This window comes from Agromyces sp. CCNWLW203 (assembly GCF_036576125.1).
Classification (GTDB): domain Bacteria; phylum Actinomycetota; class Actinomycetes; order Actinomycetales; family Microbacteriaceae; genus Agromyces.
The window spans coordinates 147,707-166,600 of the sequence record NZ_JAZHYX010000008.1 but is presented as its reverse complement, the minus strand read 5'-3'; the positions used below and the strand labels follow the sequence as shown (position 1 = coordinate 166,600).

The following is an 18,894-nucleotide window of genomic DNA, read 5'->3' as shown; positions in this document are numbered from 1 at the left end:
GGCCTCCCGCCCGAAGTGCCCAGCGGCCACGCGCCGCTGGGCACTTTCGCGTGCAGCGTGCGGTGCGGCAGCTCAGGATGAACGAGCGGCGAGCAACTGCTGCAGCTTCGCGATCTCGACGCCCTGGTCGGACTCGACGTGGCGGGCGAACTGATCGATCTCCGACTCGTGCCCGCCGCCGGCGGCGTAGAGCTCGGCCACCATCTGCACGGCGCCCTGGTGGTGCATGATCATGTACTCGAGGAACAGCCGCTCGAACTCCGCCCCGTCGGCCGCCTCGAGCTCGGCGAGCTGCGCTTTGGTGAGCATGCCGGGCATCGCGTCGCCGTCGTGCCCGCCGTGGCCGCCGCCGGCGCGCGCGTCGTTCAGCGGCACGACCCGGTCTTGCAGCCACTCGGTGATGAGGTCGAGCTCGTCCTCCTGGCTGACGCGCATGCGTTCGGCGAGCAAGCGGATGTCGCGGTCGTCCGTACGCTCGTCGACGAACCCGGTCATCGTGATGGCCTGGTCGTGGTGCACGATCATGTCGAGCATGAACTGCTCGTCGGCCTCGGTGTGCTTCGGGGATTCGAGGTTCAGCGTTTCGCCGGGGGCGAGGGTGTGGTTCTCCTCGCCGGGGGCGCCGAGCTGCACGACGGGGCTCGTCGGCGGGGCCCCGTCGGTGTCGGCGGTGCAGGCGGCCAGTCCGAACACGAGCACGAGGGCCAGGCAGGCTGCCGGGCCGGAACGTTCCGCAACCGTCATCCGCATACCTCGTCTTCGTCGAAGGGCATTCATTCGGCGCTGCGAGCAAGCAAGCAGCGCCGCAGGGTCATCGTCCATCTAACTCGATGCCGCTTCGCGGGGCTACCATTGCCGAGGGGGGAAACCGATGCCGTCACCCGACGCCCGCGACTCGGATCCGACTCTGATCGGCTCGGTGCAGCGCGCCCTTCGGCTGGTCGACATCGTCGCGAACGAACCGCGGCCCATGCCCGTCAAGGCGCTCGTCGCGGCGAGCGGCCTCACCCCGGGCACGACCTACAATCTCGTGCGCACCCTCGTGCACGAGGGCTACCTCGCCCGCGAACCCGACGGCCTGCTGCTCGGCACACGCTTCCCGGCGTTCGTCACGGCCGACGCCGCCCACGGCGTGTTCCTCTCGCGGGTGCGCACCGCGCTCCGCGGCGTGACCGACGAGCTCGGCGCGACCGCGTACCTCTCGCGGTTCGAAGACGGAGAGGTGCACCTCGTCGACATCGTCGATGCGGTGCACAACCCGCGGGTCGAACTCTGGGTCGGGCTGCACAGCAGCGCGCACGCGACGGCGCTCGGCAAGCAGATCCTCGCCGTGCTGCCCGAGGAGGAGCGGCTCGACTACGTGTCGCGGCATCCGCTCGCCGAACTCACGCAGCACACCATCAGCGACCGGCGGGTGCTGCTCGACCAGCTCGAGCGCTCGCGCGAGCAGGCCGTCGATCGTGAGGAGTACGCGATCGGCTACACGTGCGTCGCCGTGCCGCTGAGCGCGGCGGGCATCACCGCATCGCTCGCCGTCTCGCTGCCGACGGAGGTCGCCGCGCACGCCGACCCCGCCCTCGTGCACCGCCTGCAAGACGCGGCGTCGCGCCTCGCGCTGCAGATCGGCGCAGATCGGCTCGGCAGTTCGGGGGCCTGAAGGACGGCTTGGATGCCGCGGCCCGCGGCTGCGGCATCCGCTGTTCATCATCTGAAATCTCGGCCTTGCGCGGGCGCGACCGTTGCCCATAGCGTGACGAACACGCGACAGAGGGCGCGTGTCTCCATCACCACCTGATCGCTCCAGGCGATCGGCCTTCGGGGGACGGTCCGGCTGTACCGGGGTGGGATGGTGATCGCGCGGGGAGAGGGTTTCGGGTCTCTCTCCCCGCGCATCATTCGCTGCTGGTTGAGTCTGCCGAAACCGAGCCTGTCGAAACCTCTGCTGATCGAACTCGTCGAAACCAGGCCCGCGGTTCAGCCCTTCGGCGCCGCCGTGCTGTCGCGCACGACGAGCCGGGTCGGCACGAGCGTGCGGCCGGGGGTGTGGGTCTTGGTCTCGATCTCGCGCATGAGGCTCTGGATGCAGAGCCGGCCGACCTCGGCGAAGTCCTGGTGCACGGTCGTCAGCGGCGGCCAGAATGCCTTCGACTCGTCCATGTCGTCGAACCCGACGACGCTGATGTCGCCGGGCACCTGCAGCCCGGCCTCGTGGAACGCGGTCATGGCCCCGAGGGCCATCTGGTCGTTGGCGGCGAAGACCGCGGTGACGTCGCCGCGCGCGACGATCTCGCGGCCGATGCGGTAGCCCGAGTCCGTCGTCCAGTCGCCGACGAGGATCGGCGGCGGAGTGATGCCGCGCTCTCGGAGGGTCGCCGCCCAGGACTCGGCCCGGTGAAGCGCCGAGAAGGATGCCTCGGGCCCCGAGATGTGCCACACCGTCTCGTGCCCGAGGTCGAGCAGGTGCGCAGTCGCCTCTCGTGCGCCCGTCGCCTGGTCGGTGTCGACGACGGTGAAGCCGTCGCCGGCGTTCGAGTCGACGACGACGACGGGCTGGTCGTTCGGGAGGGTGATCTCGGCGCGGTCGAGCAGGTGGGCCTCGAAGATGATGACGACGCCGTCGACGGCCTGCTCGCTCAGCCGTCGGTACGCTCCCGAGACGGTGCCACGGGTCGGGTCGGGGATACGGATGACCGTCACGGTGTGGTCGACCTCGGCCGCGGCGGCGGTGATGGCGTCGAGCGTGCGCATGTTGCCGAAGGTCGAGAGGGTGAAGACGATCACGCCGATCGACTTGAACCGCCCGGTGCGCAGCGCCCTGGCGGCGTGATTGGGCTGGTAGCCGACCTCTCGCATCGCCTCGAGCACGCGTTCCCTGGTCGCGTGGTCGACGTTCGCCTTGTCGTTCGCCACGCGTGAGACCGTCTGCGACGACACTCCGGCGACCTTCGCGACATCCGCCATCGAAGCGCCGCGTCGAGTCTCGGGGCGAGGGTGTCCGGTCATCTGCAGATACCTCCACGTGGAGCACGTGGTCGCACGCGCTCAGGAATGTTCACGTAGACATCGTAGACGGACTGTGGTAATTGTTTACGTGAACATCTCGCAATGGATCGAAGGAACCCTCCGGCATGACAACGACGTCGATAGTGACAGCCCGCCGCGGCCCGTTCGCGCGCCGCGGCGCAGGCCGATGGACGGGGTGGCTGTTCCTCGCCCCGTTCATGATCGTCTTCGTGCTGGTGCTCGTCGCGCCGGTCGTCTACTCGATCTACCTCAGCCTCTTCCGCGAGCAGATGATCGGCGGCAACAGCTTCGTCGGCCTCGAGAACTACGCCATGGCGCTCGGCGACCCGAAGTTCTGGGACTCGCTCGGCCGGGTCGTGATCTTCCTGTTCGTGCAGGTGCCGATCATGCTCGTCATCGCGCTCGCCGCGTCGCTCGCGATCGACAGCGCGAGGCTCCACGTCGCCTCCTTCTTCCGCATCGCGATCTTCCTCCCGTACGCCGTGCCGGCCGTCGTCGCGACGCTCATGTGGGGCTTCATGTACGGCACCCGCTTCGGCCTGTTCGGCAACATCACCGACGCGTTCGGCCTCGACCTCCCGGCGCCGCTCTCGTCGAACTGGGTGCTCGCCTCGATCGGCAACATCGTGACGTGGGAGTTCGTGGGCTACAACATGCTCATCTTCTACGCGGCCCTCCGCGTCATCCCGACCGAGCTGTACGAGGCGGCGTCGCTCGACGGTGCCGGTGCGTTCCGCACGGTCTGGAACATCAAGATCCCGGCGATCCGCGGTGCGATCGTCATCGCCGCGATCTTCTCGGTCATCGGCAGCTTCCAGCTCTTCAACGAGCCGAACATTCTGAAGACGCTCGCCCCGAACTCGATCAGCACGTACTTCACCCCGAACATGTACGCCTACAACCTCTCGTTCTCGGGCCAGCAGTTCAACTACTCGGCGGCGATCGCCATCATCATGGGCCTCATCACCGTCGTCATCGCGTACGTGGTTCAGCTCTCCGGATCCCGAAAGGCTGGCCGAGCATGACCGCGACGAAGGCGATCACGACCGAGCAGACCGGGCGAGCCGGTCGAGCCGGGCGCACCGCACGCACCGACCGCACCGAGCGGATGCCGCGGGGTGGCCGTCTCTCCGCCGCCAGCAGTGGTCCGACCACTCGCAAGTCGGTGTGGCTCACGATCCTCATGGCGATCCTCGCGGGCTACGCGCTGCTGCCGCTGTTCTGGCTCGTGGTCAACTCGACCAAGACCCAGCGCGACCTGTTCTCGAGCTTCGGCCTCTGGTTCTCGGGCGACTTCGCGCTCTGGGACAACATCGTCCAGACGCTCACCTACGACGACGGCGTCTTCCTCCGCTGGTTCGGCAACACCCTGCTCTACGTCGTCGTCGGCGCCGGCGGCGCCACCTTCCTCGCGACGCTCGGCGGGTACGCGCTCGCGAAGTTCGACTTCCCGGGCAAGCGCGCCGTGTTCGCCGTCGTGCTCGGCGCGGTGGCCGTGCCGGGTGCGGCGCTCGCCGTGCCGACGTTCCTCATGTTCAGCCAGATGGGGCTGACGAACACGCCGTGGGCGATCATCCTGCCCTCGCTGATCAGCCCCTTCGGCCTGTTCCTGGTCTGGGCGTTCGCGGTCGACGCCGTGCCGACCGAGATCCTCGAGGCGGCGCGCATCGACGGCGCTGGCGAGTTCCGCACCTTCTTCACGATCTCGGCGAGACTTCTCGCCCCGGGCTTCGTGACGGTGCTGCTCTTCACCATCGTCGCGACCTGGAACAACTACTTCCTGCCCCTCATCATGCTGAGCGAATCCACCTGGTACCCGCTGACGGTCGGCCTGAACGCGTGGAACGCGCAGGCCACGACCGCGGGCGGCGAGGCGATCTACAACCTCGTCATCACGGGCTCGCTCCTCACGATCGTGCCGATCATCGTCGCGTTCCTCTTCCTGCAGCGGTACTGGCAGTCGGGGCTCGCGGCCGGAAGCGTCAAGCAGTGACCGCGGTCGCCGCTTGTTCGAGCAACACCACCCTCCGAGCAGTCCTGCTCGATCCACACATCGCAGTGAAAGGAACACCATGAGGAAGCACAGCATCATCCGGTGGACGGGGGTCGCGACGGCCGCGGCACTGGCCGCCTCGCTCGCCGCCTGCGCGCCCAGCGGCAACGCGGAGGACGTGACCGGGGCATCCGCCGAGGAGATCGCCGCCGCGCTCCAGGAGGAGTCGAGCATCACGGTCTGGGGCTGGGCGCCCCAGCTCGAGCCCATCGTCGAGGCCTTCGAGGAGAAGTACCCGAAGATCGACGTCAAGCTCGAGAACGTCGGCACCGGCAACGACCACTACACGAAGCTGCAGAACGCCATCAAGGCGGGCACCGGGGCACCGGATGTCGCGCAGGTCGAGTACTACGCACTGCCCCAGTTCGCCCTCTCGGGCGCCTTCGTCGACCTGACGAACTTCGGCGCAGCCGACCTCGAAGACGAGTACACCGCCTCGACCTGGGGCTCGGTGTCGCTGAACGACGGCATCTACGCGCTGCCCCAGGACTCGGGCCCCATGGCGATGTTCTACCGTGAAGACGTCTTCACGAAACTCGGCCTCGAGATCCCGACCACGTGGGACGAGTACATCGCGGCGGGCGAGGCGATCCACGCGGCGAACCCCGACGCCTACATCACGAACGACGTCGGCGACGCCGGCTTCACGACGAGCATGATCTGGCAGGCCGGCGGCAACCCGTACGTCGTCGACGGCACGACCGACGTCACCGTCGACTTCGCCGACGAGGGCAGCACGAAGTGGGCCGACACCTGGAACCAGCTCGTGCAGAACGACCTGGTCGCACCGATCTCGTCGTGGAGTGACGAGTGGTACCAGGGCCTGACCGACGGCAGCATCGCGACGCTCGTCATCGGCGCCTGGATGCCCGGCAACCTCGAGTCCGGTGTTCCGGATGCCTCGGGCAAGTGGCGCGTCGCGCCGATGCCGACCTACGAGGAGGGCGTCGCGGCGGCAGCCGAGAACGGCGGCGGCGGCGACGCCGTGCTCGAGCAGAGCGAGAACAAGCTCGTCGCCTACGGGTTCCTCGAGTTCCTGAACGGCGAAGAGGGTGCGGCCATCCACGCGGCGAACGGCGGCTTCCCGTCGACCGTCGCCGACCTCGAGTCCGACGAGTTCCTGAACCACGAGAGCGAGTACTTCGGCGGTCAGAAGATCAACGAGGTGCTCGTGCAGGCCTCGAAGGACGTCGTGCCCGGCTGGAGCTACCTGCCGTTCCAGACCTACGCGAACAGCATCTTCGGTGACACGGTCGGCCAGTCGTACGCCGACAAGTCCGACCTCAACGAGGGTCTCGCCGCATGGCAGGAGGCGACCGTCAAGTACGGCGTCGAGCAGGGCTTCACCGTCAACGGCGAGTAGTCACTCGCCGCCCAGGTGCGCCCGCTGGCTCATACCCCCCGGCCGGCGGGCGCACCACTTCACCAGTACTTCCGAGGGAACCACGTGTCATCACCCACTCTCCACGAGCTCGACGATCGACGAGGCTCGGCCATCGAGTCGCCGTCGCCGGTCGGCTCGCGCTCATTCGCCATCGGAGACGAGGACTTCCTGCTCGACGGGAAGCCGCACCGGATCCTGTCGGGTGCCCTGCACTACTTCCGCGTGCACCCCGACCAGTGGGCCGATCGCATCCGCAAGGCCCGGCTCATGGGGCTGAACACCATCGAGACCTACGTGGCGTGGAATGCGCACGCGCCCGAGCGCGGCGTCTTCGACACGACCGGAGGCCTCGACCTCGGCCGGTTCCTCGACCTCATCGCAGCCGAGGGCATGCACGCGATCGTGCGCCCCGGCCCGTACATCTGCGCCGAGTGGCACAACGGCGGCCTACCGGCCTGGCTCTTCCAGGATGCGTCGGTCGGCGTGCGCTCGTTCGAGCCGCAGTACCTTGCGGCGATCGAGGAGTACCTGCAGGCCCTCGCGCCGATCCTCGTGCCGCGCCAGATCGATCGCGGCGGGCCGATCGTGCTCGTGCAGATCGAGAACGAGTACGGCGCCTACGGCGACGACGCCCGCTACCTCGAGCGCCTCGTCGAGCTGAACCGCGGCATCGGCCTCACGGTGCCGTTCACCACGGTCGATCAGCCGACGGCCGAGATGCTCGAGGCCGGCAGCATCCCGGGCCTGCACAAGACCGCGTCGTTCGGGTCGCGCTCGCTCGAGCGGCTCGCGACGCTGCGCACCCACCAGCCCGTCGGGCCGCTCATGTGCTCGGAGTTCTGGGACGGCTGGTTCGACCACTGGGGTGCGCACCATCACACGACGGATGTCGCACAGGCGGCACGTGATCTCGACGAGCTGCTCGCGGCCGGGGCATCCGTCAACCTGTACATGTTCCACGGCGGCACGAACTTCGGGTTCACGAACGGCGCCAACGACAAGGGCGTCTATCAGCCGCTCGTCACGAGCTACGACTACGACGCGCCGCTCGACGAGGCGGGCGACCCGACCGCGAAGTACTGGGCGATGCGGGACGTCATCGCCAAGTACGCACCCGTGCCCGCGGAACGGCCGGGCGCCGCGTCGCCGGCGCCGCGCTTCGAGGTGGAGCTCGATCGCGTCGCCGCGCTGTTCGACGTCGTCGACGAGCTCGGTACCTTCACTGCGCACGACCAGCCGCCGACGATGGACGACCTCGGCCGGTACGAGGGCTTCACGCTGTACCGCGCCGAGATCGACTGCGTCGGCCCCGCGGTGCTCGACGTCGACGAGGTGCGCGACCGTGCGCAGGTGTTCGTCGCCGGCGACAGCGTGGGCGTGCTGTCGCGCACGCACCGCGGCCACTCGCTCTCGCTGCCGAACGATGCCCGCGGCACCCTCGACCTGCTCGTCGAGGATCAGGGCCGGGTGAACTACGGCACCCGCATCGGCGAGCCGAAGGGGCTCATCGGTCAGGTGCGCCTCTGCGGCGAACCGCTCGGCCGATGGCTGGCCGCCGGGCTCGACGTCGGCCGCCTCGACGTCGTGCGGCAGGCGCTGCGGCCGGCGGCGCCCGTCGCCGGCCCGTCGTACCGCGCCGGCACCTTCGACCTCGACGAGCCGAGGGATCTCTTCCTCGACACCTCGGGCTGGGGCAAGGGCGTGGTCTGGATCAACGGCTTCGCCCTCGGACGCTACTGGTCGGCCGGCCCGCAGCGGTCGCTCTACGTGCCGGCGCCCGTGTTGAACGCCGGCGAGAACGAGATCGTCTTCCTCGAGCTGCACGGGGTGCCGAATCATCCGGCCGTCTTCACCGACGGCCTCGACCTCGGCCACACGGAGTACTGAAGCCTCCGCTGGTTGAGCCTGTCGAAACGTCTCGCTGGTTGAGCCTGTCGAAACAGCACACCAGCGGATGCCTCGTGCCCGCCGCCGTACTCGACTACCGTGTCGCCCATGCCACCTGAGACGCCGTCGGAGAGTGCCCGCCGCCTGATCGAACAGAACACCTACCTCACCCTCGCCACCGCCGACACCGAAGGGCGCCCGTGGGCGAGCCCGGTCTGGTTCGCGGCGCGCGGCCTCTCGGAGTTCTACTGGGTGTCGCGAGTCGTGCGACGCCATTCGCGCAACCTCGAGGCGCGACCCGAGGTGGCGCTCGTCGTCTTCGACTCGGCGGCGCCCGTCGGCCGGGCCGAGGCCGTGTACGTCGATGCGGTCGCCGGGCAGGTCGACGACGCCGATCTGACTGCCGCGCTCGAAGTCTTCAACGGGCGATCGATCGAGCGAGGACTCCCGGCATGGGATGCATCGGCCGTCACTGGCGACGCCCCGCATCGGCTGTTCGTGGCGCGCGCGACCGACGTCTTCGTGCTCGACGAGACCGAGGGGCGGGTCAGCGTTCCGGTGGGATGAGTCGTATGCCGATCCTGGTCGCTGCGATGCGGCGTGCGATCAGGTCACTTCGTGGCTCGGTCGACGAGCCCTTCCATCGCGCGCTTGGCGCGAGCGAGCTGCTCATTCGAAACGGGAACGTCGCTGTACCCGGCCTTCGTCTTCATGCCGAGAAGGGTGGCGAGTTGCTTCGCGCTCGCAGTATCGACCTTTGCGAGCAGCTTGGCCGCGGTGTCATGACTCGGGCCCGAATAGTACTCACCGAGGGCGTCCATGCAGATGACGTCGGCAGCTGCGATGCCGGCATGCACGCACAGGGTCACGTAGGCATCGCGACGATCAGCGTCGCTCATGAACTCCTCGATGAGCTCAGCCGAGTCGCGGAACTCGATCGCCTTCTTGAGGCGCCCTGCACGAGCGGATGAGCTCGCCGACGGGCTCACGATGCCTGCTTCGTCGTCAACCGTCGAAGCCAGCTCGTGGGCCCGATCAGGCCGATGCCCTCGCGCGCGATCTCGCGGAGGACGGGGTCGGTCATGGCGTGGTCGCGTACCTCCTGTTCGGAGAAATCTAGTACGCGAGTGTCGTTGCCGGTCCAAGACGTGACGAGGCGTTGCAGGTGGGCCATCTGGTCCGCCCACAGCGCGATGTCGGCATCATCAGGGCGTACGAGAAGAAGGTCGATGTCGCTGTCTGCGCGCATCTCACCTCGCGCTGCTGATCCGAACAATGCGGCATAGATCGGAGTCGGCCGCCAGTGCAGCAGTTCGTCGGTCGCCTGCTCGAGGAACCGATCTCGAACGGTGGCGATCGCGATGATCGCCGGCGCGAGTAAATGGGATCGATTGAGCGTGTAACTCTTCACGTTGCCAACGTGACGCATCTCCACCACGCCCTGATCAGCAAGCCGATCGAGTGCGTTGCGTACTCCGCTGAGCGAGCGCTTCTTCTTCAGGAGTGGCACGAGACGTGAGGCCGTGAACTCGTGTTCTGCCTTCGCCAGTACGGCGAGGCATTCGCCGTCGACCGATGTCGTCAGCGCTTCGAACGGATGCTGCAACAGCATGATGCCCCCCTGCAGATCAACAGAATACTCCGCGATCCACCAGAATTCTACGCGAACGAACAGAATTCTGGTGGTGGGTCAGAATGAATGCGAGAGATGTCGATCTCGCCCGCTGCGGATCGACGCATGAGTAGAGGCATCCGCTTCTGAGGTATTCGCTCTCATGTCATAGGAGAAGATCGTGTCGACTCCCCGGGCTCTTCGGCCGCTGCGCAACCCCGCCTATCGCTGGCTCGCGGCGGCCCTCGTGTCATCCCTCGTCGGTTCCGGCATCTGGCTGGTCGCGCTCGTCTGGCAGATCGTGGCGATCGGCGGCGGTGCGGCCGAACTCTCGCTCGTCGCGGGCGCGTCAGCGGTCGGCATGCTGCTGACCACGCTGCTCGGCGGTGCGCTCGCCGACCGCATCCCGCAGCGGAAGATCCTGCTCGTCGTCGAGGTCGTGCGCACCGCGAGCGTCGGCATCGTCGCGCTGCTGTCGCTCGCGGGCGCTCTCGCGGTCTGGCAGCTCGCGGCGGTGGCGCTCGTCGGCGGCATCATGGCCGGGCTGTACTACCCGGCCTACTCGGCGCTGCTGCCGAGCGTCGTGCCCGAAGACCAGCTGCTCGCTGCCAACGGATTCGAGGGCATGGCCCGGCCCGTGCTCATGCAGGCTGCGGGGCCGGCGCTCGCGAGCGCGCTCATCGCCGTCTCGTCGCCGGGTGCGGCACTCGCCGTCGCCGCGCTGACGGGGGCTGCGGCGGTCGGATGCCTCGTGAAAGTGCCCGATCTGCCGCTGCGGGGCGGGGCGGCCGGCGAGCACGTTGACAACGGTGAGCAGGCCGACACGAGCAGCGGCGGCACGCGGCATCCGGCTGTCGCATTGCTCGTCGACGTGCGCGAGGGCTTCGTCTACATGGCCCGCACGCCCTGGCTGCTCGGCACGCTCGGGTTCGCGTCGCTCCTGATCCTCTTGATCATGGGGCCGTTCGAGGTGCTCGTGCCGTTCGTGATCAAGGATTCCGCCGGCGGCGGCCCGCGGGAGCACGCGCTGATCCTCGCGGCGTTCGGCATCGGCGGCGCCGTCGGCTCGATGGTCGTCGCCTCGCTCAGGCTGCCGCGTCGCTACCTGACGGTGATGAACCTGCTGTGGGCATTCGGATGCCTCCCGCTCGCCGTCTTCGGACTGACCGACCAGATCTGGCTCATGGCGATCGCGGCGTTCGCCGTGGGTGCGGCATTCAACGGCGGTGTCGTGATCTGGGGCACGCTGCTGCAGCGGCGGGTGCCGCCGGCCATGCTCGGGCGGGTCTCGAGCCTCGACTTCTTCGTCTCGCTCGCGTTCATGCCCGTTTCGATGGCCATCGCCGGCCCGGCGGGGGTGACGGTCGGGCTGCCTGTGGTGTTCCTCATCGCGGGGGTCGCCCCGCTCGTGATCGGCGTGGTGGCGATCTTGGCGGCGCGGATGACGCGCGACGAGATCGCGCATCCGCTTGATGCTCTGCCGGTTGAGCCTGTCGAACCCCTGCTGGTTGCGCCTGTCGAAACCCCGGCACTTGTCGGCTGAGCCCGCCGAAACCGCGCCCGCCGAACCGCGCCGCGCCCTCGTCGGTCAGGCGAACACTTCGATTCGGCAACGCGTGCCGGGCGCACGCGCGAGTCGCGCATCGCGCGTGATGAGCGTCGCCTCGGTGAGCTCGGCCAGCGCGACGTACGAGGCATCGTAGCTCGAGAGGTTCGCTTTGAGGCTCCAGGCGCGTGCGGCGAAGATCGACCAGTCCCAGAGTTCGACGGCGAGGTCGGTGAAGTCATCGAACGCCTGATCAGCGTGAGGCTCTGCGATCCGTCGGGCTTCGGAGAGTCGTCGCAGCACGTTCGCCACTTCGTACGGAAGCACACTCGGCGCGAGCAGATGCGTGCCACCGACTCGCGCGTGTTCGTGTGCGTGTGCGTCGAGCAGCAACGCCGTCATCGAGGATGCATCGATGACGATCCGCTCCTGAGTGGGGACGACCACCTCGTCAGCGTCGATCCGAGGCGCGTGCGTCGAGGATCTCGGACGTCGCGACAGGGGGATAGCTTCGCGAATGCTCGCGGATGCGAGCGAGCACGTCATCGGGCGACGGGGAGCTCGCAATTCGAGTAAGGGTCACGGTCAGGTACTCCTGAAGCGATCGCCCGGAGCGCTTCGCACGTGAGGCGAGCTCGTCGCGGACCTCGTCGGGTACTGCGCGAATGGTGATGTTCACTGCCACGCCCCCACTCTATCGCGGATGCATGCATTATGCATGCATTCAGGGTCCAGGGGCTGACGTGCTGCCCTCACGCGTCGACTACTTCGTACTCGTCGCGGAAGCCGAACCGGTCGAGCGGCGCCGTGGAGCGACGCCATCCGTCGTATTGCGCTGGTCGCGTCACCTCATAGCGGGGAACTGTGAGCAGTGGGTAGTCGCGAAACGAGTGCAGTGGTCCCGTGCCACGCCATTCCGTCGGGCTCAGCTGGTAATGCCCGATGAGATGGATGCCACGCGATTCGCATTCTCGCTCGATCTCCGCAGTGATCAGATTCGCATGACCCTGCGAGCCCCAGAACGGATCGTCGCTCAGCCGATCCACCTGCTCGACGGTCGCGAAGTAGCGGATGAAATCGGCGTCGACCGCGTCGACAACGCGGCCGGCGATGCCCGAGAGATCGCCGTCGAACCCCTCTTCGACCACCTTCGTGAAGGAGCAACAGAGGTCGCGATCCATCGCGACGACGAAGAGGCGACGATCCAGCGGATCGCTCCACGACATGCGGGTCGAACAGAGTTGAACGAAGTCCCAGCCGGAATCGATGATCATGCGTCGAAGATAGGAGTCGATCGGTGCCGAGTACCGCCGGCGTCTGCCCCATGTGGAGGACGCATCGCGAAGACCACCTGTGAGGGACAACTCCGCGCGAGCGGCGTGGTCACCGCGCTCCGCCACCTCAGCCGCCTCCCAGCCACCCCCATAGGATCAATGCATGGCCGGATTCTGGGGCAAGCGTAAGCGTGAAGAGCAAGAACTCAGCGCTCAAGATGCCGTGCTGGCGCAGCGGGCCGGAACCGCCCTCGTCGCCGCCGATGAGCGCGTGCGCGTGACCGCCGACGAGCTCGCTTTCGCCGACGCCGAGCTCGGTCACGAGGCCACCGCCGAGCTGAGCACCGCGCTCGCCGCGGTGAAGGAGCACCTCGGCGAGGCCTTCCGGCTGAACCAGCTGAACCACGACGAGATTCCCGACACGGCCGAAGAGCTGCGGCAGCGCAACGCCCGCATCGTGCAGCTCTGCGACTGGGCCGAAGACGTGCTCGACGAGCACATGTCGACCCTCGCCGACAAGATCGCACGGGCGCGTCGGGCTCCCGAGATCATCGCCGGCGTGCGAGCGGATGCCGCGCGCCTCCGCACCCGCATTCCCCACGCCCGCGAGACCATCGACCGGCTCGCCGCCCGCTACGCGCCCGAAGCGCTCGCCCAGGTGGAGGCCAACCCCGCCCAAGCCGAGCAGCTGCTCGGGTTCGCCGAGCACAGCGCCGGCGTGGCCGAGCGTCGCCGCGAGGCCGGGCAGCGCGAGCAGGCCAACCTCGCCCTCGAGGCATCCACCGAGTCGGTCCGCCGTGCGGCGACCCTGCTCGACGCCGTCGAGACCTTCGAGGTCGAGGCGCTGCGCGCCGAGTCGACCCTGTCGGCGATCATCGAGGATTCCCGGGGCGACCTCGCCGTCGCCCAGAAGGAACCCCAGACGCCCGCGGTCACTGCCGCGATCAACACGCTGCAGGGTGCCCTCGCGGCCCTTCCCGCGGCCGGCGTCAACACCGACCCGTTCGCGCAGCTCAGCAGCCTCCGCGATGCGAACTCCGCGCTGGATGCCGCGATCGCCGCGGCCCGCGAGCGCGCTGCGCGCCCGATCCCGCCGCTCGAGCACGTGCACCACGCCATCGACGACGCCGATCGGCAGCTCGCAGTCGCTCGCGACGTCATCGCCGGCCACCGCGGCTGGATCGGCGCCGACGCCCGCACCCGCCTCGCCGAGTCCGAGCGTGTGCGAGTCGACCTCGACCGCTTCCTCGGCACGCCCGCGGCGACCGTCAGCGTCATCGGCGAAGACCACCGCGAGCAGGCGATGCTCATGGCGCGCCGCGTCGCGCACCTCGCAGCCGAGGCGCTGCAGCTCGCACAGCGCGACATCGACTCGTCACGCCCGCAGGATCCTGGTCAGTGGGGCGGCGACGGCTGGGGCGGCGGCGGTCGACGCAGCGGCGGCGGCGACATGATGGGCGGCATCCTCGGCGGCCTCGTCATCGGAAGCATCCTCGACGGCATCTTCGATTGACGATCTCTGCCGATCGAGCCTGTCGAGATCTCCCGATCGAGCAGCTAAGGATCCGACGGCCGAGCGGCATCTCGACGCTCTAGGCAGGCTGCAGGCGCGATCGTAGGATTGACCATGGCCGGTTTCCGGGTCAGACGTCTCCGGGTCGGGCGCACACACGGTGCGTCTGAACTCGCGGTTCGCGACGCCGACCTGGCGAAGCAGGCCGCGTTGGCCCTGGTCGCCGCCGACGAACGCGTCCGCGTCGCGGTCGACGATCTGGGGTACGCCGAGGCGGAGCTGGGGCACGACGCCACGACACAACTGCGCGAGACGCTCGTCGAGGTGCGCACGCACCTGAACGATGCATTCCGGCTGTACCGGCTCAATCACGACCCGATGCCCGGCAGCACCGATGAGGTGCGTGCCCGCAACCTGCGCATCGTGCAGCTCTGCGAGTGGGCCGACGACGAGCTCGAGCGGCAGACCACTGCCCTCGCCGACCGGGCCGGGCGGGTGCGGCGTGCGCCTGAGGTCGCCGCCGCCGTGCGAGCCGACCTCGAGCACCTGCGCGCTCGCATTCCGAACGCCCGCGACAGCATCGATCGGCTCGCCGTCAGGTATGCCCGCGAGGCGCTCGCTCGGGTAGACGGCAACCCTGCGGAGGCCGATCGACTGATCGGGTTCGCCGAGCACAGCGTGGCTGTGGCCGAGGTGCGACATGCGGCCGGTCACCGCGAGCAGGCGAGCGTCGCGCTCGAGGCATCCACCGCATCCGTGCAGCGAGCAGCGAGCCTGCTCGACGCCGTCGAGACCTTCGAGGTCGAGGCGTTGCGAGCGGAGTCGATGCTGGTGGCGCTCGTCGAGGAGTGCCGTCGGGACCTCGCGGCCGTACTCGAAGAGCCGCGCTCTCGCCGCGTCGCGGATGTGGTCGGCGAGCTGCAGGCAGCCCTCACGGCCATCCCGCAGGCTGGGGTGAACACCGACCCGTTCGCCCACCTGAGCCGACTGCGCGAGGCGCGCACGACATTGGCGGCTGCCATCGCAGCGGCCCGCGAGCGCGCGACGGATCTGATTCTGCTCGTGGACCACGTGCACCATGCGATCAGGGACGCAGACCGGCGGCTCGAAGTCGCCCGGGATGCCATCGCCGCCCACCAGGGCGGGATCAGCGCCGAGGCGCTCACGAGGCTGGCCGAGTCCGAGCACGCCCGGAGCGATCTCGGCCATTTCCTCGGCGGCTCGGAGGCGGTCATCACCACCACGGGCAGGGATCACCGAGAGCAGGTGATCGCGATGGCCGGGCGGGTCGCGTCGCTCGCGAGCGAGTCCCTGCGCCGAGCCCGGCACGACATCGAAGCGTCGCGGCGTTCCGGACGACCGCTCGGGTCGCGTGGCCGGGCCGAATCGCTCACCGACGAACGATCCCTCGTCGACTGATTGGCTCGACTGGGGCCTGCTGGCAGTCGTCGAGATGGCCGTCGTGGTCGTCGGCTGCGCGCTCTACCCGGCGATCCGAGCCTGATGGATGTCGGACCCCTTGCGCGTCTTGGATCTTGAGCTACACGTCGCAGGCGATGCCATCGCCGTCGCGATCGAGGTCGTAGATGTCGGACCCGACGATCCAAACAGGACCTTCGACATACGCCGGCCCATTTCCACTGCCACCGGCGCAGTCGACATCCGAAGACACCGGCACGCACGCGCCCTCGTAGTTCGAGTCGCATCCGTTGTCGGCCGGCGCTGGAGGCGGCGGAGGTGGAGGTTGCCGTGATCCGACGGCGATAACCTCGTTCACCGGCTGCACTGTCACGACTTCTTCAATGACTTCGCGCGAGATCTCGACTCCGTCGACCGTGACCACTCGGATGCGGGTGACCTTCTGCCCGTTCGCGCCCGGCGTCGCGACCGCCGTCAGCCCCAAGTCGAGATTCGGGTCGTCGACGCTCGATGATGTGTAGGCAATCGTCGCGGGCTCCTCGAGAACGGACTCTTTCCGCACCGGCGTCGGGGTCGGCGTTGGCGTGGGAATCGTCGCGCGCGGAGAGGCTGAACCCATATCGACAAACGAAGCCACCTGGTCTGACGGCTGCTGCGTAGCCGCCAGAGCAGCGCCACCGATGCTCGAAGCGAAGACACCTGCGACGAGAACGGCCACGGCAACCGGGCGCGTGCGGATACGCAGCCGACCGAACGATCCCTTCAACACCGCGTACAGTCCGACGGCACCAGTGATGATTCCTGCGACGAGAAGTAGCGCAGCCGGGCCCCAGAAGAGCAGGATCACCACAACGATGATGGAGAACGTGATGATCGCGGCCTTGAGGTTCATTCCAGATTGCGTCGTCACGGTGGCAACTGGTCCCGTGGGCGAAGCTCCGCGGTCGATCACCGCGCCAGTGCTTTCGTCGACGTAGAGGCTCGTCCAATTCGCGCCATCCCACCAACGCTGTTGACCCGACCCGTCATCGAACCAGCCTGGGTCAGCGGTGGGCACGAGGTACTCCTTCGGTACGGGTCTCCCGTGACGCTATTCCGGCGAGAACCGTTGCGCGCGTCCCAGTACAGGGGGTGCGCCCCCGGTTGTGGATAACTCTCCTCCGCGTGGGTGGTCCCAGGCAAGGTAGATCCAACCAGCCATACGACCAGGAAGCGATGACATGAGCGGCCAAGCGACGACCCAAGAGAAAAGATCCAATGATGTATTAGATCTTTTCGGCTATGATGAAGATATGCCTGCCACCATCGACGCACCGCCCGTGACTTCCGAGATTCCGCCACTTCCATCCATCGACGGCGGATTCAAAACTGTGCTTGCTGATCCGCCGTGGCGGTTCGCGAACCGGACCGGGAAAGTGGCGCCCGAGCACCGTCGGCTCGACCGGTACGGCACGATGGATCTCGACGAGATCAAGGCGTTGCCTGTTGGTGACGCGACGGCGAAAGATGCCCACCTCTATCTCTGGGTTCCCAACGCCCTGCTCTTAGAGGGCATTGAAGTGCTTCAGGCCTGGGGTTTCCGCTATGTGAGCAATGTGATTTGGGCGAAGCGCCGCAAGGACGGCGGCCCCGATGGGCGCGGCGTCGGGTTCTACTTCAGAAATGTGACCGAGCCCATCCTCTTCGGTGTTAAGGGCTCCATGCGAACACTCGCACCTGCTCGCTCGACCGTCAATATGATTGAGACACGGAAGCGTGAGCACAGCCGGAAGCCCGATGAGCAGTATGACCTCATAGAATCGTGTTCCCCAGGGCCGTACCTTGAGATGTTCGCGCGGTATGCGCGGCCAGGGTGGAGCGCCTGGGGTAATGAGTCTGACGATGCCGTCGAGCCGAAAGGTAAGGCGCAGCGCGGCTACGGTGGCGGCAAGATCGAGGACTTCCCGACCTTAGAGCCGAACGAGCGTATGAGTGGTTGGCTCTCTGACCGTGTCGCTCGTATCTTGGTCGAGGAATACGAGACGGGCGCTTCAGTTCAGCAACTTGCCGACTCCTCGGGCTACTCCATCACCCGCGTGCGCGCGCTTCTCGTCAAGGGAGGCGCTGAGTTCCGCGGTCGCGGACGGCCTAAGCGTTCTGCGCAACTGGTGAGCGCCTGAACTAGTCGTCGTCGGGCTCGCTGATCGCTTCTTCCAGATCGCCGATGGTGGCATTTGGGAACAGGCGTTCGGCGAGCCTCTCTACTGGCCGGCCGGTTGTATGGTTCGACGCAATACGCTGAATCTCAACATCCAAATCAACGGGCGGCTTGTAGCATCGCGTAGTGATTGCGATGGCAAGGATCGGGCAACCGCCACCATCGCCGCGCTTCACTCGTGTTTCGAGTTTCTCGAAATTGGATGTTGTGCTGGTTCCGAGGGGATCGACGGGCGTCTTCTCTAACCGCTCAGACCATTTGGCAGAGACAAAATTGGCATTGTTGAGCTCCTTGGCCCTAGCAATTGTGTCGCTCCAGAGCGAACGCATATCCCTCTCGCGGCGAACGATGAGAATGCCAAGATCGAGAACCCCTGCGTCGTACAGACTACGAAAATTTGAGAAGTCTCGGTCGAGATTCCCGTCCTTTGGGTTCCACTCGACATCGAGGCCGACTCGGCCTTTCACATTGTCGATCTGATGGCCCTCGTACTCGCTCGCACTGCTGCGAGTTGTCTTGGACTTTTCGCCTGCTGGCTTGTAGGGGTTCAACACCAACTCAGTGATGAGTTTCTGCTTGAACTTCGCCTCACGCCAGTTTGCCACGCGAAACGCTTCGTCGAGTTCGGCCGAAATGAAGTGCTTGCTTCCACCACCTCGAACGATCCGCTCCACATCGAAGTAAAAGCCGTCCAGAACAGTGACCATCTCAGCTAGGAGTTCCGGGTTCGAAGCCTTGAACATAGCGGCGGCATTGCGAGTCTCGATGATGTCGTAGCGCTCGATAATCGAGAACGGCAGTTCCGTGCGCCATGATTCTGTGAGGTCCATGCCCCAACCGTAATAGGCGCCGCGTAAGAGCGCGTGGCTACCGCGTGTTGCTCAGTTTCAAATTGTTGAATCCCTGCTCCTGCTTAGGGTGGGTCATCCCATCAGCTTTAGAGCAAGTTGCCTTGGCATCGAAGTACTACTTGCACCGAGAAACC

General features: G+C 67.1%; 19 protein-coding genes. 10 read left to right on the top strand and 9 right to left on the bottom strand.

Annotated features, from left to right (window positions below; all coding sequences use genetic code 11):
- Window positions 1-72: 72 nt before the first annotated feature.
- The gene (locus tag VPH61_RS17380) at window positions 73-744 is read right to left on the bottom strand and encodes a DUF305 domain-containing protein (RefSeq protein ID WP_332064767.1); all 672 of its coding nucleotides are present in this window, start codon (window positions 742-744) and stop codon (window positions 73-75) included.
- Window positions 745-871: 127 nt separating this feature from the next.
- Here VPH61_RS17380 and VPH61_RS17375 point away from each other — a divergent pair, with 127 nt between their 5' ends.
- Window positions 872-1,657, top strand: a complete 786-nt coding sequence (locus VPH61_RS17375; RefSeq protein WP_332064766.1) for an IclR family transcriptional regulator — start codon at window positions 872-874, stop codon at window positions 1,655-1,657.
- A 317-nt stretch (window positions 1,658-1,974) separates the two neighbouring features.
- Here VPH61_RS17375 and VPH61_RS17370 read toward each other — a convergent pair whose 3' ends face one another.
- Window positions 1,975-3,003 carry a LacI family DNA-binding transcriptional regulator gene (locus VPH61_RS17370; RefSeq protein ID WP_332064765.1) on the bottom strand — a complete coding sequence of 343 codons (1,029 nt, stop codon included), beginning with the start codon at window positions 3,001-3,003 and terminating at the stop codon, window positions 1,975-1,977.
- A 125-nt stretch (window positions 3,004-3,128) separates the two neighbouring features.
- Here VPH61_RS17370 and VPH61_RS17365 point away from each other — a divergent pair, with 125 nt between their 5' ends.
- From VPH61_RS17365 to VPH61_RS17345, 5 genes are all read left to right on the top strand, one after another.
- A complete protein-coding gene (locus tag VPH61_RS17365) occupies window positions 3,129-4,049 on the top strand; it encodes a carbohydrate ABC transporter permease (protein WP_332064764.1) in 921 nt (306 codons plus the stop codon).
- 83 nt (window positions 4,050-4,132) lie between these two features.
- Window positions 4,133-5,017, top strand: a complete 885-nt coding sequence (locus VPH61_RS17360) for a carbohydrate ABC transporter permease (protein ID WP_332064840.1) — start codon at window positions 4,133-4,135, stop codon at window positions 5,015-5,017.
- A gap of 79 nt (window positions 5,018-5,096) precedes the next feature.
- Complete coding sequence (locus VPH61_RS17355) at window positions 5,097-6,440, top strand: ABC transporter substrate-binding protein (RefSeq protein ID WP_332064763.1); 1,344 nt, start codon at window positions 5,097-5,099, stop codon at window positions 6,438-6,440.
- Between the two features lie 132 nt (window positions 6,441-6,572).
- A complete protein-coding gene (locus tag VPH61_RS17350) occupies window positions 6,573-8,348 on the top strand; it encodes a glycoside hydrolase family 35 protein (protein ID WP_332064839.1) in 1,776 nt (591 codons plus the stop codon).
- 108 nt (window positions 8,349-8,456) lie between these two features.
- Window positions 8,457-8,915: a pyridoxamine 5'-phosphate oxidase family protein gene (locus tag VPH61_RS17345; RefSeq protein WP_332064762.1), complete on the top strand. Its 459-nt coding sequence runs from the start codon at window positions 8,457-8,459 to the stop codon at window positions 8,913-8,915.
- Window positions 8,916-8,959: 44 nt separating this feature from the next.
- On the opposite strand, the gene VPH61_RS17340 is transcribed toward VPH61_RS17345, so the two are convergent.
- Together VPH61_RS17340 and VPH61_RS17335 are read right to left on the bottom strand one after the other, a co-directional pair.
- Window positions 8,960-9,337 carry a hypothetical protein gene (locus VPH61_RS17340; RefSeq protein WP_332064761.1) on the bottom strand — a complete coding sequence of 126 codons (378 nt, stop codon included), beginning with the start codon at window positions 9,335-9,337 and terminating at the stop codon, window positions 8,960-8,962.
- Entirely contained in the window at window positions 9,334-9,960 is a 627-nt protein-coding gene (locus VPH61_RS17335; protein ID WP_332064760.1) for a nucleotidyltransferase domain-containing protein, read from the bottom strand. Before VPH61_RS17335 ends, VPH61_RS17340 begins: the two co-directional genes overlap by 4 nt.
- A gap of 181 nt (window positions 9,961-10,141) precedes the next feature.
- Here VPH61_RS17335 and VPH61_RS17330 point away from each other — a divergent pair, with 181 nt between their 5' ends.
- Complete coding sequence (locus VPH61_RS17330) at window positions 10,142-11,503, top strand: MFS transporter (RefSeq protein WP_332064759.1); 1,362 nt, start codon at window positions 10,142-10,144, stop codon at window positions 11,501-11,503.
- A gap of 45 nt (window positions 11,504-11,548) precedes the next feature.
- Here the strand turns inward: VPH61_RS17330 and VPH61_RS17325 are convergent, their stop codons facing one another.
- The 3 genes from VPH61_RS17325 to VPH61_RS17315 form a co-directional block, all read right to left on the bottom strand.
- Window positions 11,549-11,953: a type II toxin-antitoxin system VapC family toxin gene (locus VPH61_RS17325; protein ID WP_332064758.1), complete on the bottom strand. Its 405-nt coding sequence runs from the start codon at window positions 11,951-11,953 to the stop codon at window positions 11,549-11,551.
- A 4-nt stretch (window positions 11,954-11,957) separates the two neighbouring features.
- Window positions 11,958-12,191 (bottom strand): FitA-like ribbon-helix-helix domain-containing protein, encoded by a 234-nt coding sequence (locus VPH61_RS17320; protein WP_332064757.1) that lies wholly within the window; start codon window positions 12,189-12,191, stop codon window positions 11,958-11,960.
- A gap of 67 nt (window positions 12,192-12,258) precedes the next feature.
- Window positions 12,259-12,780, bottom strand: a complete 522-nt coding sequence (locus tag VPH61_RS17315) for a hypothetical protein (protein ID WP_332064756.1) — start codon at window positions 12,778-12,780, stop codon at window positions 12,259-12,261.
- Window positions 12,781-12,943: 163 nt separating this feature from the next.
- On the opposite strand from VPH61_RS17315, the gene VPH61_RS17310 reads away from it, so the two are divergent.
- Both VPH61_RS17310 and VPH61_RS17305 read left to right on the top strand, forming a co-directional pair.
- A complete protein-coding gene (locus tag VPH61_RS17310; protein ID WP_332064755.1) occupies window positions 12,944-14,293 on the top strand; it encodes a hypothetical protein in 1,350 nt (449 codons plus the stop codon).
- 114 nt (window positions 14,294-14,407) lie between these two features.
- The gene (locus VPH61_RS17305; protein ID WP_332064754.1) at window positions 14,408-15,712 is read left to right on the top strand and encodes a hypothetical protein; all 1,305 of its coding nucleotides are present in this window, start codon (window positions 14,408-14,410) and stop codon (window positions 15,710-15,712) included.
- 121 nt (window positions 15,713-15,833) lie between these two features.
- Here VPH61_RS17305 and VPH61_RS17300 read toward each other — a convergent pair whose 3' ends face one another.
- The gene (locus tag VPH61_RS17300; protein ID WP_332064753.1) at window positions 15,834-16,769 is read right to left on the bottom strand and encodes a G5 domain-containing protein; all 936 of its coding nucleotides are present in this window, start codon (window positions 16,767-16,769) and stop codon (window positions 15,834-15,836) included.
- Between the two features lie 163 nt (window positions 16,770-16,932).
- Here VPH61_RS17300 and VPH61_RS17295 point away from each other — a divergent pair, with 163 nt between their 5' ends.
- Window positions 16,933-17,871: an MT-A70 family methyltransferase gene (locus VPH61_RS17295; protein WP_332064752.1), complete on the top strand. Its 939-nt coding sequence runs from the start codon at window positions 16,933-16,935 to the stop codon at window positions 17,869-17,871.
- 1 nt (window position 17,872) lies between these two features.
- On the opposite strand, the gene VPH61_RS17290 is transcribed toward VPH61_RS17295, so the two are convergent.
- Entirely contained in the window at window positions 17,873-18,739 is an 867-nt protein-coding gene (locus VPH61_RS17290) for a BglII/BstYI family type II restriction endonuclease (RefSeq protein ID WP_332064751.1), read from the bottom strand.
- Window positions 18,740-18,894 lie beyond the last annotated feature (155 nt).

Excerpts from the sequence above, each read along its gene's own strand:
- VPH61_RS17380 (WP_332064767.1), bottom strand. The coding sequence starts at position 744 with ATGACGGTTGCGGAACGTTCCGGCCCGGCAGCCTGCCTGGCCCTCGTG.
- VPH61_RS17375 (WP_332064766.1), top strand. The coding sequence starts at position 872 with ATGCCGTCACCCGACGCCCGCGACTCGGATCCGACTCTGATCGGCTCG.
- VPH61_RS17370 (WP_332064765.1), bottom strand. The coding sequence starts at position 3,003 with ATGACCGGACACCCTCGCCCCGAGACTCGACGCGGCGCTTCGATGGCG.
- VPH61_RS17365 (WP_332064764.1), top strand. The coding sequence starts at position 3,129 with ATGACAACGACGTCGATAGTGACAGCCCGCCGCGGCCCGTTCGCGCGC.
- VPH61_RS17360 (WP_332064840.1), top strand. The coding sequence starts at position 4,133 with ATGCCGCGGGGTGGCCGTCTCTCCGCCGCCAGCAGTGGTCCGACCACT.
- VPH61_RS17355 (WP_332064763.1), top strand. The coding sequence starts at position 5,097 with ATGAGGAAGCACAGCATCATCCGGTGGACGGGGGTCGCGACGGCCGCG.
- VPH61_RS17345 (WP_332064762.1), top strand. The coding sequence starts at position 8,457 with ATGCCACCTGAGACGCCGTCGGAGAGTGCCCGCCGCCTGATCGAACAG.
- VPH61_RS17335 (WP_332064760.1), bottom strand. The coding sequence starts at position 9,960 with ATGCTGTTGCAGCATCCGTTCGAAGCGCTGACGACATCGGTCGACGGC.
- VPH61_RS17315 (WP_332064756.1), bottom strand. The coding sequence starts at position 12,780 with ATGATCATCGATTCCGGCTGGGACTTCGTTCAACTCTGTTCGACCCGC.
- VPH61_RS17310 (WP_332064755.1), top strand. The coding sequence starts at position 12,944 with ATGGCCGGATTCTGGGGCAAGCGTAAGCGTGAAGAGCAAGAACTCAGC.
- VPH61_RS17305 (WP_332064754.1), top strand. The coding sequence starts at position 14,408 with ATGGCCGGTTTCCGGGTCAGACGTCTCCGGGTCGGGCGCACACACGGT.
- VPH61_RS17295 (WP_332064752.1), top strand. The coding sequence starts at position 16,933 with ATGAGCGGCCAAGCGACGACCCAAGAGAAAAGATCCAATGATGTATTA.
- VPH61_RS17290 (WP_332064751.1), bottom strand. The coding sequence starts at position 18,739 with ATGGACCTCACAGAATCATGGCGCACGGAACTGCCGTTCTCGATTATC.